The following is a 17629-nucleotide window of genomic DNA, read 5'->3' as shown; positions in this document are numbered from 1 at the left end:
ATTCCTGATTGACGAGCATAGACTGTCCTCTCAACACTGAAGTCGAGCGATAATGGAGAACTCTTCGATGTCGGTCTCCACCCTTGGAGAAAATGAAAAAGATACTTCACTCTTCGAAGACACGGATATTGAAAACACACTGAGCAGCACGGCCCCCCTCAATATAGACATACTGTTGCTGGGAGAAACCGGCACTGGCAAAGATACCCTGGCGCAGCGGGTTCACCGCCTATCGACACGGCGGGGCAATTTTGTCGCGGTCAATTGTGCGGCTATTCCTGATAGCCTCGCCGAAAGCCAATTGTTCGGCGTCAACAGCGGTGCCTATACCGGCGCAATCCAGTCCCGTGCCGGTTTTATCGAGGCAGCCCATCTCGGCACCCTGTACCTCGATGAGATCGATAGCATGCCGTTGAACCTGCAAGCCAAACTGCTGCGCGCGCTGGAGTCGCGGGGGGTGGAGCGCCTGGGCTCAACCCGCTTCATCCCGGTGGACATGCGTGTGATCGCGTCTGCCCAACAATCGCTCCACCAGATGGTCGAACTCGGAACCTTCAGGCGCGACCTGTACTTCCGTCTGAATGTCGTCAACATCCAGCTTCCAGCCTTGCGTGATCGGCGAGAGCACATCATCCCGCTGTTCCTGGAGATGATTCAGCAGGAAGCCCACCGGTTCAAACGCACTGCCCCGCCGCCCACCGACGGGCTGCTGCAACAACTGCTGTGCCACACCTGGCAGGGTAATGTTCGGGAGTTACGTTCTACGGCCAAGAGGTTCGTGCTCGGCCTGCCACCGTTTTCAACCTCGGTGAGCGACCAACAGAAAATCCAGATGGGCCTGAAGGCACGCCTACAACACGTTGAAAAAGCGTTTATTGAGGAGTCGTTGCGCAGGCATCACCACTGTGTAGAAACCGTCGCGGTTGAACTGGGTGTTGCCAAGCGCACGCTGTACTACAGAATGAAACAATTAAATATATCATTAATATAGAAAAACCGTTTCAGCTAAGTGCCTCGCCTAACTAGACACCAGTGCATCTAAAAAAACACATTTAGGAACATCTATACCGAGCAATATTCGGAACCATTTCCTTCTAGCAACCACACACTCATCGTCAGATTCAAGTTGTAGAGAAACATGTCACAGACTCAATACAATTTGCTCTCCTGACGCTTAGTACCACTTAAATACCTTAAGATAGGAAGTTATTATGAGCGCAATTTCCGCTTCAAGCCCTGTTTCTTCTGGCTACGCCACAAACAATTACGCTTCACCAAAGTCATCGGATTTGTCCGGAGCAATGGGCGGAGGCGACGATGATCTGATAGCCCAAGCAAAAGCTGTGGGCAGGGACGGTGCGATGAAAATGCTTGATATGAAAGCGTTTAACAACGTCACATCGGCCGCTAAAGCAGTCCAATAATAAAAGCACCTCTCCGAGCTGATGATTGGAGAGGTGCTTGTACTGCTTGAATGATTCAATCGTTAACGTCAGCGAAAAAAAACTATCGCCCCCCACACAGTAGACTTCACATGTGGATAGAAAATATTGAGTCTTCAGTATCTGACGAGACTGTCGAGAGGAACGACAAGACGTCTGAATTTTTGGCGCTGGATACGGATGTCAACTTTTTCAGCTCAATGCTCGAACACTCATTCCCGGCTACCTCCGCCTCAGGAAAAAGAGGCCTGCCGACGGCGCTGATAGAAGCGATTGAGCCGCTCAATATCACAAGAGCCCGTCTTGCGCGAGCACTGAAATCCACAAACAAGCAGATGAACATCCAAGAGCTTAAAAAATTTCCGGGCGAGCTTTCCGGTGCGGTTCTCACATCTCAACTACTGGTAAAGACCCTTGGCAAGACAACTCAAGGCATCGACAAGATTTGCAATATGCAATAGTGAACATGAATAGATTGTTATCCGTCGCGCTGATCTTTTTTATTACGTTGATATTAAGCGGTTGCGGTGACCGCGTTGAACTTCATCGTCAGCTCTCTGAGCAAGAGGCCAATGAGGTCATAGCAGAATTGGCAGATAAACATATTCGAGCCTTAAAAATCCCGGCCAAAGATGGTGTCGTCGTGGCGGTTAACGCAATCGATATCGGACGCGCCGTACGTACCTTGGAAGCCGCCGGTCTACCGAGAATGGCCCGGGCAACATTGGGCGATACCTTTCGCAAGGAAGGCGTTATTTCCACGCCATTGGAGGAGCGCGCACGTTACATCTATGCCTTGTCCCAAGAGCTTGAGGCGACCTTCTCTAACATCGACGGCGTTATCGTTGCGCGGGTACACGTAGTGTTGCCCGAACGCATCGCACCTGGGGAACCTGTCCAACCCGCATCCGCGTCAGTATTCATCAAGCATGATCCGCGCCTGGATCCCGATAACATCCAAGCACGCATTCGCAGAATGGTGGCAAGCAGCATCCCTGGCATGACCACAGCAGTGGAAAATCCGCAAAAACTGACCGTGGTATTTGTACCTGCCACCGCTTACCAGGAACAGCAGCGCCTCGTGTATTTTGGCCCTTTCCTGGTACCCAGCGATGACCTGGGGTTTTGGCGCAACAGCACAGTCTTCACTCTGCTAGCCATGGTTGCCGTCGTGAGCACCGGACTATTCCTACGCAATCGGCGTCAGCGTCTTGTAAAAGGTGCGTCCGTGGCAGGCGAATCGACTGGCCTCTCCCATGACGCCTAGACCCGTCAATCCAATGAGCGAACATCTGGCCTGGGCTCAATGGTGGGCATTCCCATGGAAGTATGCCCACGAGGACTGGAGAGGCGAAAAATACCCAGCGATCAGCACGCTATATCACCTTGGACGGTTGGCGCCGGGCAACCTCACGGGGGTTGCAACCTGCTTGCCTGCTGCCCCTCACCCTACCGTGCTTCGCCTGGCCCTCGCCTCAACTGAGCAACTCGACCTGGCGATGACACTGATTCACGACACCTTTAATCCTGAGGCAGCAGCCCCCTTGAGCAACAGCCATCACCTGTGGTGCATGCGTCTGTCCAAGGCGCTGCCCCCGGCCATGCTGCCTCGCGACGCTGATCCATTGCAATTGCTCCATAGCTGGGTGGAACCGGCGACTTGGCAACGCCTTCGGTTGCGCTTCCCACGTGAGCGTGTAGGGGATGTCGAAAAAAGAAATATCTCATTCGAGAACGCCAGCAGCCGCCTGAACACACTGTGGCAAGCCGTGGTCTGGCGCGTGACGAATTTGGCAAGTGATCCCACGCCCCCCTGACTCGAAGGGGTAAGGAAATCAACGATGTTATGTCGATACACCATTGAGTTGCTCAAGGACGCTACGCACGTACAGAGCAGCCTGATCCTGCGGGAAGAGCTTGCCAACTGGAAGCAGGCCGACCAACTCTTGAACCGGGCCAATGCACAGGCCGATGAGCTGATAAGCCTGGCAGAGGAAAAATGCGAAGCCTTGCTGGAAAAAGTATCCCTGGAGGTCTGGCAGCGCGCGGATGCCCAATTCAAGCGATGGGAGCACGACCGTCAAGAGATGTACGACAGCCTGGAGCACTACGCAACATCGATCACCAACCAGGCAATTCGCTGCCTGCTTGACGAGACGGTAGCCCAACAAAGGCTTGGAGCCCTTCTCAAGCATTTGATGGCGAACCAGATTCAAGAGGTCAACGCCACACTACTCTGTCACCCCCATGACCTGGAGGAGGTGAAACAGTTTTTTGTTCGTCACACCTCCACACGCTGGAAACTTCAGGCTGATGACACAACCCCCCTGCAGACACTGGTACTGAAAACAGACGAGGGCGATTTTCGCATCAGTTGGAATTCGATGATCGAAGCTTTTTTCAACGGCAGTTACACAAACGAGTCCTCTCCACAATAAGGAAAACCATATGGACTTTTTCGATAAGTTGTCACGCCAACTTTTGAAGAATAACGCTGTCAGCGATAAACGTCTTAGGGCTTTAGTGGAGATGGAAGAAGAGGATGAAGAGTCTGCCGAACTATTCTACAACCTCGCGCTAAGACGCTCTGCGAGCGATATGGCTTATCACGAGCACAAGCGGGTGACCCATCTTATGTACAAATCGACGTTTGAGAGTTTCACCTGATATGCACGAGTTGATCAATGAATGGTTAAACAGCCATAACGAACAGATCAGTTTGTTCGAAGGCGACGATGAAATCATTCTTAAACGTCAAGGGGAAGTGCTATTACTGGGTGCTCAACTAACTTCAGTTCGTCCCGATAATGCAATCCTGCAGAATTGGATGCGACTGGGCGCCGCCAGCCTGAATCATTTCCAAGGCGCACTGGCCCTCAAAACTGAAAGCGGCGCGCTATGGCTGGTTCAAAGTCTGCGCAGCGGGCAGGAAAAGAGGGCTGTGCTCGGCTGTCTCGAAGCCCTGCTTAACCAACGTGACACATGGCGCTCAACGGTGACACGTCTCGCTCAGCCGGCCCGAAACCTCAGACCCACTTCGCTACGCTCACTATCCTACTGAACAGAGAACTGTGAATGTCTAACAAGCCTCACAAGCGCAGTCGCTTGCGTCCAGACTCGCCTGCCGATTCCCTTAAAAGATTCCATTGGCGCAACATGATCCTGCTTCCCTGGCTGCTGATCCCAGCAGGGAACACACTGGCGGCCATACCCCCCGAGTGGAAAAACACCGCCTACGCTTATGAAGCTGAACATAAGCCACTCCGGGAAGTGCTGGAGGATTTCGCCCAGACCTTTGGGACACAACTACATGTCGAGGGCCTGCTGGAAGGCAACGTAAATGGCAAGATTCGCGCCAATACCCCGCAGTCGATGCTCGACCGTCTGGGGGTAGAACACCGTTTCCAGTGGTACCTGTACAACAACACCCTCTATATCAGCACGCTGGACCAGCAAGACTCGGCGCGCCTGGAGGTTTCTTCCGAGACCATTGCCGACCTTAAGCAAGCGCTCACCGATATTGGCCTGCTCGATAGCCGTTTCGGTTGGGGCGAGTTGCCCGAAGACGGCGTGGTACTGGTTTCGGGCCCTCGACGCTATATCGAGCAGATCAAACAGTTCAGTACCCAGCGCCGCTCTCCGGATGAAAAGCAGAGTGTGCTGAGTTTCCCGCTTAAATTCGCCAATGCGACGGATCGTCAAGTGGATTACCGCGGCGAGAAGCTCACTATTCCGGGAGTGGCCAGCATTCTGCGTGGATTGCTGGAGCCGCGCTCCAATTCGACCCTCAACAGGCTGAACCAACCCTCCCCGTCACAGCCAGCGCCGCTCGTACCGAACATTCCCCGATTGAACAACCCTTTACTGGGGCAGATGCTGGGTACAAACGTTAACACCGGGCAGGTGGATCCGCTCCCGACACTCACCTCGCGAGCCCCGGTCTCACCCAGCAGGATTCGCGTCGAAGCCGATGTACGCAATAACGCTGTGCTGATCTATGACCTGCCTGAGCGGCAGGGCATGTACCGAGAGTTGATCACTCAACTCGATGTCGCACGCAAACTGGTGGAAATCGACGCGATCATTCTCGATATCGAGCGCACCCAATTGCGAGAGTTCGGGGTGAACTGGGGGTTTCAGAACAGCCGATTCCGTGGCGGCGTCAATATGGCACCGGGCACCTCTTCGCAGGTGTCGATTGAGAACCGTGAGCGCTTCTACGCAGATATACGCGCGCTGGAAGCCAAGGGGCTGGCAAGCATGGTCTCCAACCCCTCGGTGCTCACCCTGGAAAACCAACCGGCGGTCATCGACTTCAACCGCACCCAGTACCTGACCCCCGGCCGGGAGAATGCAACCATTTTACCGGTCACCGTGGGCACCAGCTTCCAGGTGGTCCCCCGTATCATCACCAGCCGTGGCAGCCACCAGATCCATTTGGCGGTGGATATCGAAGATGGCAATTTCAACGAAACCAACCCCACTCCCGGCAACCTCGATGTACGCCGAGGCAAGGTCAGCACCCAGGCCGTCATGGCGGAAAAACGCTCACTGGTGGTCGGTGGTTTCCACGTCACCGAAAGCAGCGACAAGCGCAACAAAGTCCCCCTATTGGGTGATATCCCGCTACTGGGCAAGGCGCTGTTTTCCTCGACAGAACGGCAGAACAATCGACGTGAACGCCTGTTCATCCTCACCCCGCGCGTCATCGGTGACCAGGCCGATCCGTCGCGCTACCTGCCCCAGGCCGACCAGGTCGAATTGCAGGCAGCCCTCGCACCGTTGGCGCGGCGCTACAGCCCTCACCAGCCGGTAATCAAGCGCAGCGACATCATCAGTACCCTGGCGCACATGGTCAGCGGGAAAGTGCCCAAGGCCTTCAAGGCGGCACCAATGCCCCTGGGGCTGGACAGTTTGTGCAGCACCCGCGACTTGCTCGCGCTGAACACCGAACGCAGCCAATGGTATGCGGGACCGGACTACAACGTGGCGGTAGTGGTCCTGCGCAACCAGGTCAAACGCCACGTGCGTATCGACGAAAAGGAATGCAGCAACTCGCAGACCCTGGCCGTCAGCGTGTGGCCGCGCGCCTGGCTCAAGCCGGGTGAAGAAGCCGAGGTGTTTATCGCCATGCGCCCGGTGGTGAAGGACGAACACCTCAGCGTGCCCCGCCCCTCCTTGATTACTCCTGCTCAGAAGGCCACGCCATGAAACACCGCTTATTGTGCGTCACCCTGATCGCAACGGCACTGCTTGTCGCCGGCTGCACGCCCACCTGCAAGGGCGACTCCTGCTCACGCCCACAATCGAGCAAGGACAAGATGGTGATCTGGTGGCCACCGCAGATGCGTGCCGAGCCTGGTCCCGCCGGGGAACGTGCGGATTACCAGACTATCTCGCTGGAACGATGAGCCGCCAGGAAATGCCCGACAATCAACGCCAGGTATTTCTGGACAATCTGGTGAGTGGCGCTGCCGCTCACCTGATGCTCGCTCCCGGTATCAAAGCATGTGCACTGCACGCCGGCAAACGCCCGGGCATGGCCTTGCACGTCGCTCGTTCAGCATTACAGGCAGGGCAGTTGCAGCAGGTATTGGAGCGGCGCTTTGAGCTTGCCGTGGTGTTCGATGGTTGTTTTATCTACCTGGACGCGCAGGATGCCTTGGTAATCTGGCACGCGCTGCCGGCTGCAAACGATGCGCTCGACGGACTCCTCAGCCGGATGCTTTCCCTGGCCAATCTCCAAGCCCTGGACACACGCTCCACCTGCTGATCAGCGACGTTCCAACTCAGGCAATTCCAGCGTTTCGCGCTTGGCTTCATCATCAAGCTCACGCAAGGTGCGATAGATCAGTGCCACAGCCTGCAAGGATTCGCGGGGAATGCTTGCTCCCAACGCTTTGGTATAGAGCAAGCGCGCCAGCCATACGCATTGGATGACCGGCACCTCGGCGGCCTTCGCCTGCGCAATCAACTGGCGGGCGACGGCATCCGTACCTTTGCTGACCAGCAGCGGAAGCGGCGTCTTGCCCGGGCGGTAATACAGGGCGACAGCAAAGTGGGTCGGGTTGACCACCAGCATGTCGGCTTCCTCCAGCTTTGGCAGCTTGACCTTCGGTTCCTCCTGGGCCAATTGCTGCGCCAGCGCACGGCGCTGGCCCTTCACATGCGGGTCGCCTTCCATATCCTTGTACTCTTTGACGACCTCGACCTGGGTCATGCGCATGCGCTTGGCGAAGAAGTACTTCTGCAAGGTGAAATCGATAACCGCCAGTACCAGTAACAATGCAAGACAGGCATGCAGCAGATAACGGAACAGGGCGATCAATGCCAGGAGGTAACTTTGCAGATCGCTGTTGGCCAGGTTGATCAACGTCCCAAGAGAGGGCCAGACCACCAGGAATACGATCAGCCCCAAAAGAAACGCCTTGGCGATGCTCATCAACAGATTCATCAGCGACTGGGCAGAAAAGAATTGTTTAAATTGGCTGATCGGGTTGAGGCGATTGAAATCGAGCTTCAGAGCCTCGGGTGCAAACAGCAATCCGAACTGCATCCAACTGGCGATCAGCTTCATAGCAATCGCCACACCGGCCATCAGCAGGCCGAATGAGAAGAACACCACCAGGCCTTCAATCAGCACTTCTTCCAACGCCCGTACAAAGGGCTGGTCCAGGCGTGAGATCGGCAACACCATCAATTGCTGGAAACGTTGCAAGCTGGTATCGGCGGTGAACAAGGCGATCTCGCTGATGGCCGCCAGCACCATCAACTTGGCCACATCCTGACTTTGAGCGACCTGGCCTTTCTGGCGCTGGTCACGCAGCTTCTTGGCTGACGCCGGGTGCTTTTTTTCCCCCGAGTCACTCATGGCATCGGAGCCTTGAATAAAAGGCCCAGCGAGTGCTTCAGGTCACTCAGCTGGCTCATACTCCCCACGATCAAGTCCTGCAGCAGCGCAAAATACAACAGCAGAATACCGATCCCCGCCAGGCACTTGACCGGTGGCGCCAGCGTACTCACCTGTAGCTGCTGACTGTAGACCCCCAGCAGTGCGATGCCGAACTCCAGCAACAGCAGCACCGCGATAAAGGGAGCAGCGTAGAGCATCATATGGGTGAAGGTATCGCCCAGCAGGCCGACAAATACGCTCATGCCGTCAGGCGCCGGGAGTGGGAACCATACGGTGGGTGGCCAAATCAGGTAACTGTCCCAGATCACCTGAGTCAACGCGCCTAACCCCAGGGTGACCATCAATAGAAAAATCGCCAATTGCTTGAACAAATGCCCTATCGGCGTCGCATCCGGCCCCAGTGAAGGATTGAGCTGACCACCGGCCAAGGCTCCGCGCTGGTTATCGAGCAAAGCCCCCACCGACTCGAACAGCCAGAACGGCATCGCAAGCAACATCCCCAGCAACAATCCCAGCGCCAACTCCTTGAGCGCCAATGCAGCGAGCACAAACGCTGAGTAATCCTGCTCCGTCAACGCAGCATGAATACCCGGCGCGGGCATCAGCGCCATGACCATCACAAGGATGTGCCGGAGCATGCCGCGTATATGCTGGAAACAGAACGCCGCCACGAGTATTCCGCACGGGTAGATTCGCGCCATGCCGATCATCAGACTGGGAAGGAAATCAAGATAAGCCAACACGGGCGAGGCCTCAGTTCCGGGCCGAGCGGCCAATCATTTCGAAGGTCAAGTTGATCAGTTGGATCAACTCCACGCCAATCCAGCGCCCCGTCAGGATCAACGTAACCCCTACCGCCACCAGCTTGATGCCAAAAGGCAGCGTCTGGTCCTGTATCTGCATCAATGCTTGTACCAGAGACACCATCACCCCCACCACCACCGCCACAATCAATGGCGGTGCCGACAGCACCACCACCAGCAACATGCCCTGCTTGAACAGCACAATCGGGTCCATACGCCACTCAGAGATAGGAAAGGAACAAGCTGTCGAGCAACCGTGACCAACCCGACACCAATACGAACAACAGCAATTTGAGCGGCAGGGAAATGGTCATCGGCGAGACCATCTGCATGCCCAGCGCCAGCAGCAGGTTGGAAACAATCAGGTCGATCACGATGAAGGGGATATAGATCAAGAAGCCGATCTCGAACCCTGCCTGCAGCTGGGACAACACGAAAGCCGGAATCACCAGGATCAGATCTTCGCGTTGCACCTCCTGCGCCATTTGTGGAGGCCAGAGGCGCGTGGTGTTTTCCAGCAGGTGCGTCAATATATCCGGGTCCACATTGCGCAACATGAATGCGCGTAACGGTGTGATGGCCTCATTGCCCGTCTGCAGAAACGTTTGCACGTTACTCATGTCCAGGGGCGATGCCTTGACGCTCTCGGCGATCTCATAACCCACTGGTGCCATGATGAACAGCGTGGCCGCCAACGCGATGCCATTGATGGCCATGCTGGGCGGTACCTGCTGCACACCGATGGCATTGCGGGTGATCATCAGCACGATGACGATCTTCAAGAACGATGTGCAGACGATCAACAGCATGGGCATCAGCGTTAATGCCCCCAGGAATACCGCCAGAATGAGGGGGTCTATCCCCTGCAAACTCATCGGCCGAACATCACGCGAGACAACTGCAACCCCAGGCGCCCATCGACTTCCACCAACTGCCCCTGGCCAATCGGCCGATCGCCGTAATACAGGCCGGCCATGCCGGGAGCGTAACCGCTAATGCCCAACACTGAACCGGGCGCGAGGTTGCGCAGTTCGCCCAAAGTAAGGTTCAGCGTTCCACAGCGCACATTCAGCGCCATGCTCAACTCATCGAATGGTTCGTGGCCAAATACATCCACGACCGGTTCATCATCCTCATGCTCCGAGTAATGGGGCGCTGCAAAATGTTCGTCCACAGACGAGTCCTCGATAGAAGTAAGCGTCAGGCACAACGGCCCGGTGTCATCGTCAATGCGGCCATGCAAACGTTGCCTGCCAACCTGCACGTAGCCGCTGCCTTGGGCGGAAAAAAAATACGGGCCGAGCACCAGCACATCACCGGTACGCAGGCCGCGCACCTGCGCAATCGGTAACTGCACGCGGCCCAGGGTCACGGCGATTGCCAGTTGAAACGGCGTCGGCAAAGCTGTCGCAGTGGCGCGCCAAGGCCCTGCCTCACACAAGGCCAGGAAACTTTGGGGGGTCAACCATAGGTAGCCTTCAACCCGGGACGCCCCCTGGGTCACACTGAGCCGGCAGCCAAACCCCTTGGGTCGATCCGTTTCCAGCAAGCGCACATAACCCAGCAGCGCCCGCACCTGGGGACTCATGTGGTACTGGTACAAGGCCCAGAACCAGGAGTCCGGATCGTTGCCAACCTGGGACAGGGTCACCGGGCACTCACCCATCAAACTGAGCAACGGCCCTGCTTCTACAAGCGCCAGCACGCCACACACCGTCTCAAAGCACAAAGCCTTGCCGCCAGCTGGGGCACGCCCGGGCTCAATCAGCAACTCGCCGGCCTGCCCGGCCACCGTGAACGGCAGGCGCAGGCCGCGCCCCAATCGACGGCGCGCGGCAACCGTATCGCTATTAATCAAGGGAAAGGTCAGCGTCGGCATCAGCATGCGCAACCGACGCTGGGCATCAGCAAGTTCACCGGCAGCCCCAGCGCTCCCGCGAATCGACCCTCGCACTGTTGGCGTACACCGCAAAGCCAGCGCGCCGTAGCGTCCTGCTCTGCCTCCAGCTCAATCGTCCAGGCGCCCTGCTCGCGGCGCACGCTGGCGTTGATCCGCCCCAGGCGAGGCAAGTACAGCACCGCCTGCAACGGCCACTGCGACGCAGCCTGCACACGAGGCGCCAGTTGCTCGGCAAGCGCCTCGATCAGGGCTATACCGGCGGACGCCTGTTTGCCCGATAAGGCAGTCCCCGCACCAGCGCCGCCATCGTCTCCAGTAAAAAATTGAGTGAATAATCGCCCGAGTTCCATGGACACGGCTGTCGTGGCCCCCGGCTCACGCTCCTCCCGCGGCTCGCGCTGGCGCGGACGCTCAGTGGGTTTATTTGAAACCTGGGTCATGTCGGCTCCCGAGCCAGTAAGAGGGATAACTCCTGAAGTTTTTCCACCTGCCGCAGGCACTCCGTGACGTGTTTCTGGGCGCTGCCAACCCGACTTTCGCTTTCCCCCTGCTGGCCCCGCAATGCCTCCAACTGGCCTATCTCCCGCTGAGTACTGGCAGATAGGGAGCGCTCCTGCGCGCCCCAGGATTTCAAGGCCTTGAGGCTCAACACTTGACCCTGATGCTGACTGAGCAATTCAGCACTTTGCCGGGCCTCCTCCTGCCGAGTCTGCTCAAGCGCATCCTTAGCCTGCTGGATATGTGCGAGCAGGGCCTGCTGGGCGCGCCTGGCCTCACGCAGGGCGCGCTCAGCGCGGTCAGCCCTGTGCCTGCGCAGGCGCCGCAACGTCTCCACTTCACCGAGAAGCACATCAGAATGGGACATGGGCGGTCAGCTCCTTAAGTTGCTCCAGCGTCGCCACCATCGGCGTAGGCACACGCAAGTCCTGGCGCAGGAACCCGTCGACCGCCTGACGGCTGTCCACCGCCAGATCGGTCAGGGCATCGCTGCCGGGTTGATACTCTCCCAGCTTGAGCATCAGCTCGATCTGTTGGTACGCCGATAACAACCGTCGCAATGCCGTACCCGCCTGGATGTCCTCCGGCTCCGCGACGTTGCTCAAGATCCGTGAAAGGCTTGCCAACACATCCACCGCCGGGTAGTGCCCACGCTCGGCAAGCTTGCGGGACAACACGATATGCCCATCAAGCAGCGAGCGAACTTCGTCGGCCACCGGATCGTTCATGGAGTCCTGCTCAATCAGCACCGTATAGATCGCGGTGATCACACCGTCACGCGTCAACCCGGCACGCTCCACCAGCCGTGGCAGCAGGCTGTATACCGAAGGAGGCAAACCTCCGCGCCCCAGGGGTTCGCCGGCAGCCAGGCCGATCTCACGCTGGGCCCGGGCGAAACGGGTCAAGGAGTCAATCAGCAGCAATACCCGCTGCCCCTTGCGCCGAAAACCTTCGGCCAATGCCGTGGCCGTGAACGCGGCGCGGGCGCGCTCCATGCTGGAGCGATCGGAGGTGGCGCACACCAGTACCGCCTTGGCGCGCAGCTGATCATCGAGCTCATGGTCGAGAAATTCACGCAGCTCCCGCCCCCGCTCGCCGATCAGGCCGAACACGATGACATCGCACTCGACGTTACGCGCGATCTCGGCCAGCAGGGTGGTCTTGCCACAACCGGCCCCGGCGAACAGGCCTACACGCTGCCCCTCGCCAATCGTCATCAGGCCATCGATCGAACGCACGCCGGTGGCCAGCGCACGGTTAATCCTCGGCCGTTCGGTGGGCAACGGCGCTTCACACAACACCGCACTGGTATCCGGTAAGTCAGCCTCGACAAACGCACTCACGCCCTGCCCTGTAATCGGCCGGCCGAAACCATCCAGCACCTGGCCCAACAGGGCCTCGCTGACCTGGACTCGATGCGATACCCCAAGGCGCTCCACTCCAGCGCCTACCCGCACGCCTTCCAAATTACCCAAGGCGCTGAGCACCGCGTCCTGCTGATCGAAGCCGATGATCTCGGCGAGCATGTAGTCGCCCGGACTTTTTTCCACCTGGCACAAGTCGCCGATACGCGCCTGGGGTAGCCGGCACTGCAGCAGCATGCCGTTGACGCGCTGGATTCGGCCACGCATCGTCACCGGTGCAAAGGTGCTCAGTGACTGGGCCTGACGCTGTTGCCAGGCGTCCAGACGAGCTTGCAGTTCCGCACTCACCAGCGCACCTCGTAACGCTGCGCACCATCAAAAACCACTTTGCCGTTGTCGATCAGCACCAGCCGCAGCCCTTCCACTTCGTCGCCCACAAACAGTCGGCTGCCTTCTTCCAGGACCACGTGACCGTTCGGCCCGCCGACGATTTGCACAATCCTGAATGGCAGTGTGCCGTCGCGCACACGCACACGGCTGATCACCGGCACCGAGCTGTCGAATTGCTCGCCAAAACGGCTGAGCATGCGCGCGACCAGCTCCACCTCGTCCTGTGAGACTTCTCCGTTGAGCGCCACCTGGTCATTGATCACTTGCAAGGTGACCCGCTGACTCAACTCACGCTCGCTGAGCATCTTCAACAACTGCTGGCGGACTTCAAAAGACGAAGCCAATTCCTGTTTCTGCACCACGGGCGGCATCAGCGAAGCCTGCGCCTCACGCTCCCCAGTGGAGACCATGCCCACTGCCACAATGATTACCGTCACCACCAGCACCAGGCTGATCAGCCGCCTTTGCTGGGAGGGCGAGATTGACGATAACGTCATCGCCTGCGCAGGCACATTGGCCGCTAGCGGCACTACCGGCGCTACCGGCGCAGGGGCTGCGGGTTGAGGCCAGGGTTGCTCGGCCAAGGTCACGCACAGCCGCACCCCCCCCACTGTAAACGGCACGTTCAGTTCCAGTTTGGCGATCTGCGCCAGTACCTGGCCTTCGGGGTCTCGCAACAGTCCGGCTTCGGCCTGCACCAACCAGTTGGCGTCGATAAACCGCAGGCACGCATGCTGCTCGACGACTCCCGGATCGTTCAGCATCAGGTCAGCGTCCGCGTGCGCACCAATACTCCATCGCTCCCCAAATAACGGCAACGCAGCGCCCTGGCGCAGCCCATCAAGCACCCTTAACTCAAACATTATCGCAACCTCCACGCTGGCCATGGCCGAATACTCATGCCACCGCACCACGCATCAGCTCGTCCTGGCCCAGGTCAATGCGCCCCAGCACCTTGACCTTGGAGGAACTCCCCAACTCGGCAAACGACAGCACCGGGACATGGTTGAACTCTTCCAGCAGCAAGGTACGCAAGGGGCTTCGCAGGTCCTGCGCCACCAACAGCACACTTTTACTCTTGGCCCTTAAGGTAAAGGCCTGGTTGAGCAGGCTGATCAACGCAGCGCTGTGCTCATCGTCAAGCGCGAAAAACACCCCGGTCTGGGTCTGTCGCAATGCCTCGCGCAGGATGTTTTCCGTATGCGGTGAAAGCAGCCAGGCATGCAGGCCGTCGGCCTCGCTGTACTGGTGGAAAATCTGCGCCTTGAGCGCAATACGCGCGTAGTCGGCCAATGCTTCCGGTTCACGCTCATGCTGGCCATACTCGATCAACGATTCGACAATCAGCCGTACGGCCCGCAGCGGCACCCCTTCGCTGGCCAGGCGTTGCAACACCGACGAAAAGCGCGACAGCGGCATGATTCGCTGCAGTTCCTGCACCAGCTCCGGCTGGTTGTGCTCCAGCCAGCTGAGGATCGACTTGCTCTCCTGGATCCCCAGGAACTGCGGGCCGCTGAGCATCATGGCCTGCTTCATGCGTTCGATGATCAGACTCGTCGCGGTGAAGCGCTCCAGTTGCGGATCGTCGAGCAGTGGATCATCCGGTGCCAGCCAGACCCAGTCCTGTTCATCACGCTCGGCCAGCCCGGGTATTCCATGCTCGGGCTCGACCGTCAAGGCGTTACGTTCAACGGCCAGATAGTTGACAACCGAGGCCTTGACCATCGGCACTTCATGCACACAGAAACGCATTTCGTCGGCGGCCAGCGAGTCATCGAGCTCGACCTCGAATGGCGGCAGGGTCAGGCCGATATTGGCAACCAGTGCATTTCGGGACTGGCGAATCCCATGAATAAGCTCCGTCACCTCAGGCGTCCCACGCAAAACCGGGGGAAACTGCAGCAGGTAGGGGCGCGACGGATCGAACCCGCGCAAGTCCTCTTTTCCGTTCTCTTCGGGACGCACGGCTTCGGAGGCTTCGGCCGCGGGCGCTGCCTCTCGCTGACGCTGGCGCATCAGGTAATACCCCAATGTGCCGGTTATCAGCGAAATAAGGATAAATACCCCGGTCGGCATACCGGGCACTATCGCAAAGGCGAGCATGCCCACCGAAGCGATTATCCAGCTCTTGGGCTCGCTGGTCATTTGCCGGGCAATTTCGGCCCCCATGTTACTGATGCCCTTGCGCCCCTCCGGCGCCACCCGGGTGATGATCATGCCGGCGGTCAGGGAGATCAGCAGCGCCGGAATCTGTGCAATCAGGCCATCGCCGATAGTCAGCACCGAATACAACGCCATTGAATCAGCGGCGCTCAAGCCGTGCTGGAACATGCCCGTAGAGAAGCCACCCAGCAGGTTGACCACGACGATGATCAACCCCGCGATAGCGTCGCCCTTGACGAACTTCATGGCCCCATCCATCGCACCGAACAACTGGCTCTCACGGGACAACTGCTCGCGCTTGTCCCGCGCTTGCGTGCCGTCAATCAGGCCGGCACGCAAGTCACTGTCGATGGACATCTGCTTGCCCGGCATGGCGTCCAGGCTGAACCGCGCCGCGACCTCGGCAACCCGTTCCGAGCCCTTGGTGATCACCAGGAAGTTAACCAGGGTCAGGATCAGGAAAATCACCATCCCCACCGCCAGGTTGCCCCCCACCACGAAATTACCGAAGGCCTCGACGATATCGCCGGCGTCTTGCTCCAGCAGGATCAGACGCGTGGTTGCAATCGACAGGGCCAGTCGAAACATGGTGGTCAACAGCAGGATCGAGGGGAACGAAGAAAACGCCAGGGGGCCCGGCAGGTAAAGCGCAAGCACGATCAACAGGCATGAAATGCAAATATTGAGGGCGATCAGAATATCCACCAGCCAGGTGGGTAACGGCACGATAAAGATGAATACGATGGCCATGACCACCACAGCGCCCAGCACCTCGGCGCGTTGTGCCACTTTGAGCAACCCACGGTTGATGGCCGACAGTGCGGTCACGTCATCAGCCTCGGTTCACCGGCATACCGTTTGGGTCCACGCAAGGCGCGGTCCAGTTCATCGATCACCGTCAGCAGGATCTGCAGGGTTTCCAGACGTATTCGCTTTTCGGACCACAATGCCAGGGGAAATTGCTGAAAAAGAGGGTAAAGGGCATTGAGGGACATCAGTTGACGGTCAAGCGGACCGCCTCCCAGTTCGTCCCCCAAGCGCAGCAATTCATCGACAGCGATACCGGCGCCGGCATACCCCAGCAGGCGTTGCAACAAGCTCACGGCGTTATGCTCGATACTCAAGCGCTGGATCAGCTTGTGACAACCGCCCAATACGCTGCTCAGTTGCCCGCAGTCCCGCAGGCCCATCAGCAAAGTGCGCAACAGGGGTGTGGGCATTGACGACACCGCGGCCGCAATGTCATCCGCCAAAGCCTTACGCATCACCTTGAGCCCGACGTGGAACTGCTCACCACCGTATACACCCAGCAAAGCCTGCATCATCGTCGGCAGGGACTGGCGCGTGACCACACTGGCATAGTAGAGCGCACGCAGTGCCTGGCGCTCCTGCGGGTCGACCCCGGCCGACTGCAATGCCAAGGCAATGTTCAGGCCGGCCTGGATCTCCCCTTTGAAACGAGCCTCAAGCTTGGCAATTGCATCGCGCGCCAACGTAGTGTCGGACGGGCGGCCCTCGCTGCCTGCCTTGGCCACCACATGCTTGAGCACCACGAACGCGCGCGCCGGGTCCCCGTCCGCAAGCTTCAGCAATTTTTCGACAGTAGGTCTGTCCTGCAATTGCTGCCTGAAGAGCAGTGAGAGGAAAGCCAGCGTTTTCTTGGCCGGATGGCCCAACTGATCATAAAGTTGCGCAAGCTGCTCGGCCGGGAGCACGCGTACCGCCATCTTTCGTTCGTTCAGCGCCCGGCTGTTGAGCTCCACCTCCTGACCAAACAGATGTGCAAGCTCATCGATGCCCTTCGCGGATGTGTGCACTTGCGCTGAGGCATGGCTGACAACCGCTTCACCCTCAGAGGGGTGGGTGCGCACATCGTTACGAGGGTCAGTTGTTTTACGGGATACTTGTTCCATGGACACGCCAGTACAGGAAGAGTGTTTCCCTGTGTGGCAACGTCTCCCCATGCAGTTCCATCAAAATCCGTGCTCACTGGGAATTTGAAAAAACTTGCAAAAGCCTTCGGCGCCCCATGCAAATCACTGCATAAAAACCCACCAGCTAAAAATATTTATATATACAAATCATATAGTTATGTATTTTTTTCGATTGGCACAGGGAGTGCTAAGGGGACCTGTCGACACCCGCTCGACTGCGTC

The 17629-nt window shown here is 58.1% G+C and carries 22 protein-coding genes; 11 read left to right on the top strand and 11 right to left on the bottom strand.

Annotated features, from left to right (window positions below; all coding sequences use genetic code 11):
* The first annotated feature begins 67 nt into the window (after positions 1-67).
* The 11 genes from V3W40_RS28165 (at position 68) to V3W40_RS28115 (ending at position 7215) form a co-directional block, all read left to right on the top strand.
* On the top strand, positions 68-991 hold the full coding sequence (locus tag V3W40_RS28165; protein WP_330216105.1) for a sigma 54-interacting transcriptional regulator: 924 nt from the start codon (positions 68-70) through the stop codon (positions 989-991).
* Positions 992-1211: 220 nt separating this feature from the next.
* Positions 1212-1424, top strand: coding sequence for a hypothetical protein (locus V3W40_RS28160; protein ID WP_330216104.1), 213 nt, complete (start codon positions 1212-1214; stop codon positions 1422-1424).
* A 110-nt stretch (positions 1425-1534) separates the two neighbouring features.
* Positions 1535-1903 carry an EscI/YscI/HrpB family type III secretion system inner rod protein gene (locus V3W40_RS28155; RefSeq protein WP_330216103.1) on the top strand — a complete coding sequence of 123 codons (369 nt, stop codon included), beginning with the start codon at positions 1535-1537 and terminating at the stop codon, positions 1901-1903.
* A gap of 5 nt (positions 1904-1908) precedes the next feature.
* On the top strand, positions 1909-2709 hold the full coding sequence (sctJ, locus tag V3W40_RS28150; RefSeq protein ID WP_330216102.1) for a type III secretion system inner membrane ring lipoprotein SctJ: 801 nt from the start codon (positions 1909-1911) through the stop codon (positions 2707-2709).
* Between the two features lie 13 nt (positions 2710-2722).
* On the top strand, positions 2723-3259 hold the full coding sequence (locus V3W40_RS28145) for a type III secretion protein (RefSeq protein WP_330216101.1): 537 nt from the start codon (positions 2723-2725) through the stop codon (positions 3257-3259).
* A gap of 24 nt (positions 3260-3283) precedes the next feature.
* Positions 3284-3880, top strand: a complete 597-nt coding sequence (gene sctL, locus V3W40_RS28140) for a type III secretion system stator protein SctL (protein WP_330216100.1) — start codon at positions 3284-3286, stop codon at positions 3878-3880.
* 10 nt (positions 3881-3890) lie between these two features.
* Positions 3891-4109 carry a hypothetical protein gene (locus tag V3W40_RS28135; RefSeq protein ID WP_330216099.1) on the top strand — a complete coding sequence of 73 codons (219 nt, stop codon included), beginning with the start codon at positions 3891-3893 and terminating at the stop codon, positions 4107-4109.
* 1 nt (position 4110) lies between these two features.
* Positions 4111-4503 (top strand): type III secretion protein, encoded by a 393-nt coding sequence (locus V3W40_RS28130; RefSeq protein WP_330216098.1) that lies wholly within the window; start codon positions 4111-4113, stop codon positions 4501-4503.
* Between the two features lie 14 nt (positions 4504-4517).
* Positions 4518-6653, top strand: a complete 2136-nt coding sequence (gene sctC / locus V3W40_RS28125) for a type III secretion system outer membrane ring subunit SctC (RefSeq protein ID WP_330216097.1) — start codon at positions 4518-4520, stop codon at positions 6651-6653.
* Positions 6650-6853, top strand: coding sequence for an HrpT family type III secretion system protein (hrpT, locus tag V3W40_RS28120; RefSeq protein WP_065924022.1), 204 nt, complete (start codon positions 6650-6652; stop codon positions 6851-6853). The genes sctC and hrpT overlap by 4 nt, the downstream gene beginning before the upstream one ends.
* Before the next feature lie 11 nt (positions 6854-6864).
* A complete protein-coding gene (locus V3W40_RS28115; RefSeq protein ID WP_065948508.1) occupies positions 6865-7215 on the top strand; it encodes a transcriptional regulator in 351 nt (116 codons plus the stop codon).
* Here V3W40_RS28115 and sctU read toward each other — a convergent pair whose 3' ends face one another.
* Genes sctU through sctW form a run of 11 tightly spaced genes read right to left on the bottom strand, consistent with a single transcriptional unit; the run spans position 7216 to position 17386 of the window.
* Entirely contained in the window at positions 7216-8313 is a 1098-nt protein-coding gene (gene sctU, locus V3W40_RS28110) for a type III secretion system export apparatus subunit SctU (protein WP_141605456.1), read from the bottom strand.
* Entirely contained in the window at positions 8310-9098 is a 789-nt protein-coding gene (sctT, locus tag V3W40_RS28105) for a type III secretion system export apparatus subunit SctT (protein WP_330216096.1), read from the bottom strand. Before sctT ends, sctU begins: the two co-directional genes overlap by 4 nt.
* A 10-nt stretch (positions 9099-9108) precedes the next feature.
* Positions 9109-9372 (bottom strand): type III secretion system export apparatus subunit SctS, encoded by a 264-nt coding sequence (gene sctS / locus V3W40_RS28100; protein ID WP_092489044.1) that lies wholly within the window; start codon positions 9370-9372, stop codon positions 9109-9111.
* A gap of 7 nt (positions 9373-9379) precedes the next feature.
* Positions 9380-10033, bottom strand: a complete 654-nt coding sequence (gene sctR, locus V3W40_RS28095) for a type III secretion system export apparatus subunit SctR (RefSeq protein WP_330216095.1) — start codon at positions 10031-10033, stop codon at positions 9380-9382.
* On the bottom strand, positions 10030-11043 hold the full coding sequence (locus V3W40_RS28090; RefSeq protein ID WP_330216094.1) for a FliM/FliN family flagellar motor switch protein: 1014 nt from the start codon (positions 11041-11043) through the stop codon (positions 10030-10032). Before V3W40_RS28090 ends, sctR begins: the two co-directional genes overlap by 4 nt.
* On the bottom strand, positions 11037-11498 hold the full coding sequence (locus V3W40_RS28085; RefSeq protein ID WP_065924017.1) for a type III secretion system HrpP C-terminal domain-containing protein: 462 nt from the start codon (positions 11496-11498) through the stop codon (positions 11037-11039). The genes V3W40_RS28090 and V3W40_RS28085 overlap by 7 nt, the downstream gene beginning before the upstream one ends.
* The gene (gene sctO, locus V3W40_RS28080; RefSeq protein WP_065924016.1) at positions 11495-11923 is read right to left on the bottom strand and encodes a type III secretion system stalk subunit SctO; all 429 of its coding nucleotides are present in this window, start codon (positions 11921-11923) and stop codon (positions 11495-11497) included. Before sctO ends, V3W40_RS28085 begins: the two co-directional genes overlap by 4 nt.
* On the bottom strand, positions 11910-13268 hold the full coding sequence (locus tag V3W40_RS28075; protein ID WP_330216093.1) for a FliI/YscN family ATPase: 1359 nt from the start codon (positions 13266-13268) through the stop codon (positions 11910-11912). The genes sctO and V3W40_RS28075 overlap by 14 nt, the downstream gene beginning before the upstream one ends.
* Positions 13265-14173 carry an FHA domain-containing protein gene (locus tag V3W40_RS28070; RefSeq protein WP_330216092.1) on the bottom strand — a complete coding sequence of 303 codons (909 nt, stop codon included), beginning with the start codon at positions 14171-14173 and terminating at the stop codon, positions 13265-13267. The genes V3W40_RS28075 and V3W40_RS28070 overlap by 4 nt, the downstream gene beginning before the upstream one ends.
* A 34-nt stretch (positions 14174-14207) precedes the next feature.
* The gene (gene sctV, locus V3W40_RS28065; protein ID WP_027606910.1) at positions 14208-16301 is read right to left on the bottom strand and encodes a type III secretion system export apparatus subunit SctV; all 2094 of its coding nucleotides are present in this window, start codon (positions 16299-16301) and stop codon (positions 14208-14210) included.
* Positions 16298-17386 (bottom strand): type III secretion system gatekeeper subunit SctW, encoded by a 1089-nt coding sequence (gene sctW / locus V3W40_RS28060; RefSeq protein WP_330216091.1) that lies wholly within the window; start codon positions 17384-17386, stop codon positions 16298-16300. Before sctW ends, sctV begins: the two co-directional genes overlap by 4 nt.
* Between the last annotated feature and the right edge of the window lie 243 nt (positions 17387-17629).

The organism is Pseudomonas sp. AM8, from assembly GCF_036346475.1.
In the GTDB taxonomy this organism is placed as follows: Bacteria; Pseudomonadota; Gammaproteobacteria; order Pseudomonadales; family Pseudomonadaceae; genus Aquipseudomonas; species Aquipseudomonas marginalis.
This window is presented reverse-complemented; position numbering and strand designations above follow the sequence as displayed.

Bases quoted from the DNA above. Each gene is read 5' to 3' on its own strand.
- V3W40_RS28165 (WP_330216105.1), top strand. From the start codon at position 68: ATGTCGGTCTCCACCCTTGGAGAAAATGAAAAAGATACTTCACTCTTC.
- V3W40_RS28160 (WP_330216104.1), top strand. From the start codon at position 1,212: ATGAGCGCAATTTCCGCTTCAAGCCCTGTTTCTTCTGGCTACGCCACA.
- V3W40_RS28155 (WP_330216103.1), top strand. From the start codon at position 1,535: ATGTGGATAGAAAATATTGAGTCTTCAGTATCTGACGAGACTGTCGAG.
- sctJ (WP_330216102.1), top strand. From the start codon at position 1,909: ATGAATAGATTGTTATCCGTCGCGCTGATCTTTTTTATTACGTTGATA.
- V3W40_RS28145 (WP_330216101.1), top strand. From the start codon at position 2,723: ATGAGCGAACATCTGGCCTGGGCTCAATGGTGGGCATTCCCATGGAAG.
- sctL (WP_330216100.1), top strand. From the start codon at position 3,284: ATGTTATGTCGATACACCATTGAGTTGCTCAAGGACGCTACGCACGTA.
- V3W40_RS28135 (WP_330216099.1), top strand. From the start codon at position 3,891: ATGGACTTTTTCGATAAGTTGTCACGCCAACTTTTGAAGAATAACGCT.
- V3W40_RS28130 (WP_330216098.1), top strand. From the start codon at position 4,111: ATGCACGAGTTGATCAATGAATGGTTAAACAGCCATAACGAACAGATC.
- sctC (WP_330216097.1), top strand. From the start codon at position 4,518: ATGTCTAACAAGCCTCACAAGCGCAGTCGCTTGCGTCCAGACTCGCCT.
- hrpT (WP_065924022.1), top strand. From the start codon at position 6,650: ATGAAACACCGCTTATTGTGCGTCACCCTGATCGCAACGGCACTGCTT.
- V3W40_RS28115 (WP_065948508.1), top strand. From the start codon at position 6,865: ATGCCCGACAATCAACGCCAGGTATTTCTGGACAATCTGGTGAGTGGC.
- sctU (WP_141605456.1), bottom strand. From the start codon at position 8,313: ATGAGTGACTCGGGGGAAAAAAAGCACCCGGCGTCAGCCAAGAAGCTG.
- sctS (WP_092489044.1), bottom strand. From the start codon at position 9,372: ATGGACCCGATTGTGCTGTTCAAGCAGGGCATGTTGCTGGTGGTGGTG.
- sctR (WP_330216095.1), bottom strand. From the start codon at position 10,033: ATGAGTTTGCAGGGGATAGACCCCCTCATTCTGGCGGTATTCCTGGGG.
- V3W40_RS28090 (WP_330216094.1), bottom strand. From the start codon at position 11,043: ATGCTGATGCCGACGCTGACCTTTCCCTTGATTAATAGCGATACGGTT.
- V3W40_RS28085 (WP_065924017.1), bottom strand. From the start codon at position 11,498: ATGACCCAGGTTTCAAATAAACCCACTGAGCGTCCGCGCCAGCGCGAG.
- sctO (WP_065924016.1), bottom strand. From the start codon at position 11,923: ATGTCCCATTCTGATGTGCTTCTCGGTGAAGTGGAGACGTTGCGGCGC.
- V3W40_RS28070 (WP_330216092.1), bottom strand. From the start codon at position 14,173: ATGTTTGAGTTAAGGGTGCTTGATGGGCTGCGCCAGGGCGCTGCGTTG.
- sctW (WP_330216091.1), bottom strand. From the start codon at position 17,386: ATGGAACAAGTATCCCGTAAAACAACTGACCCTCGTAACGATGTGCGC.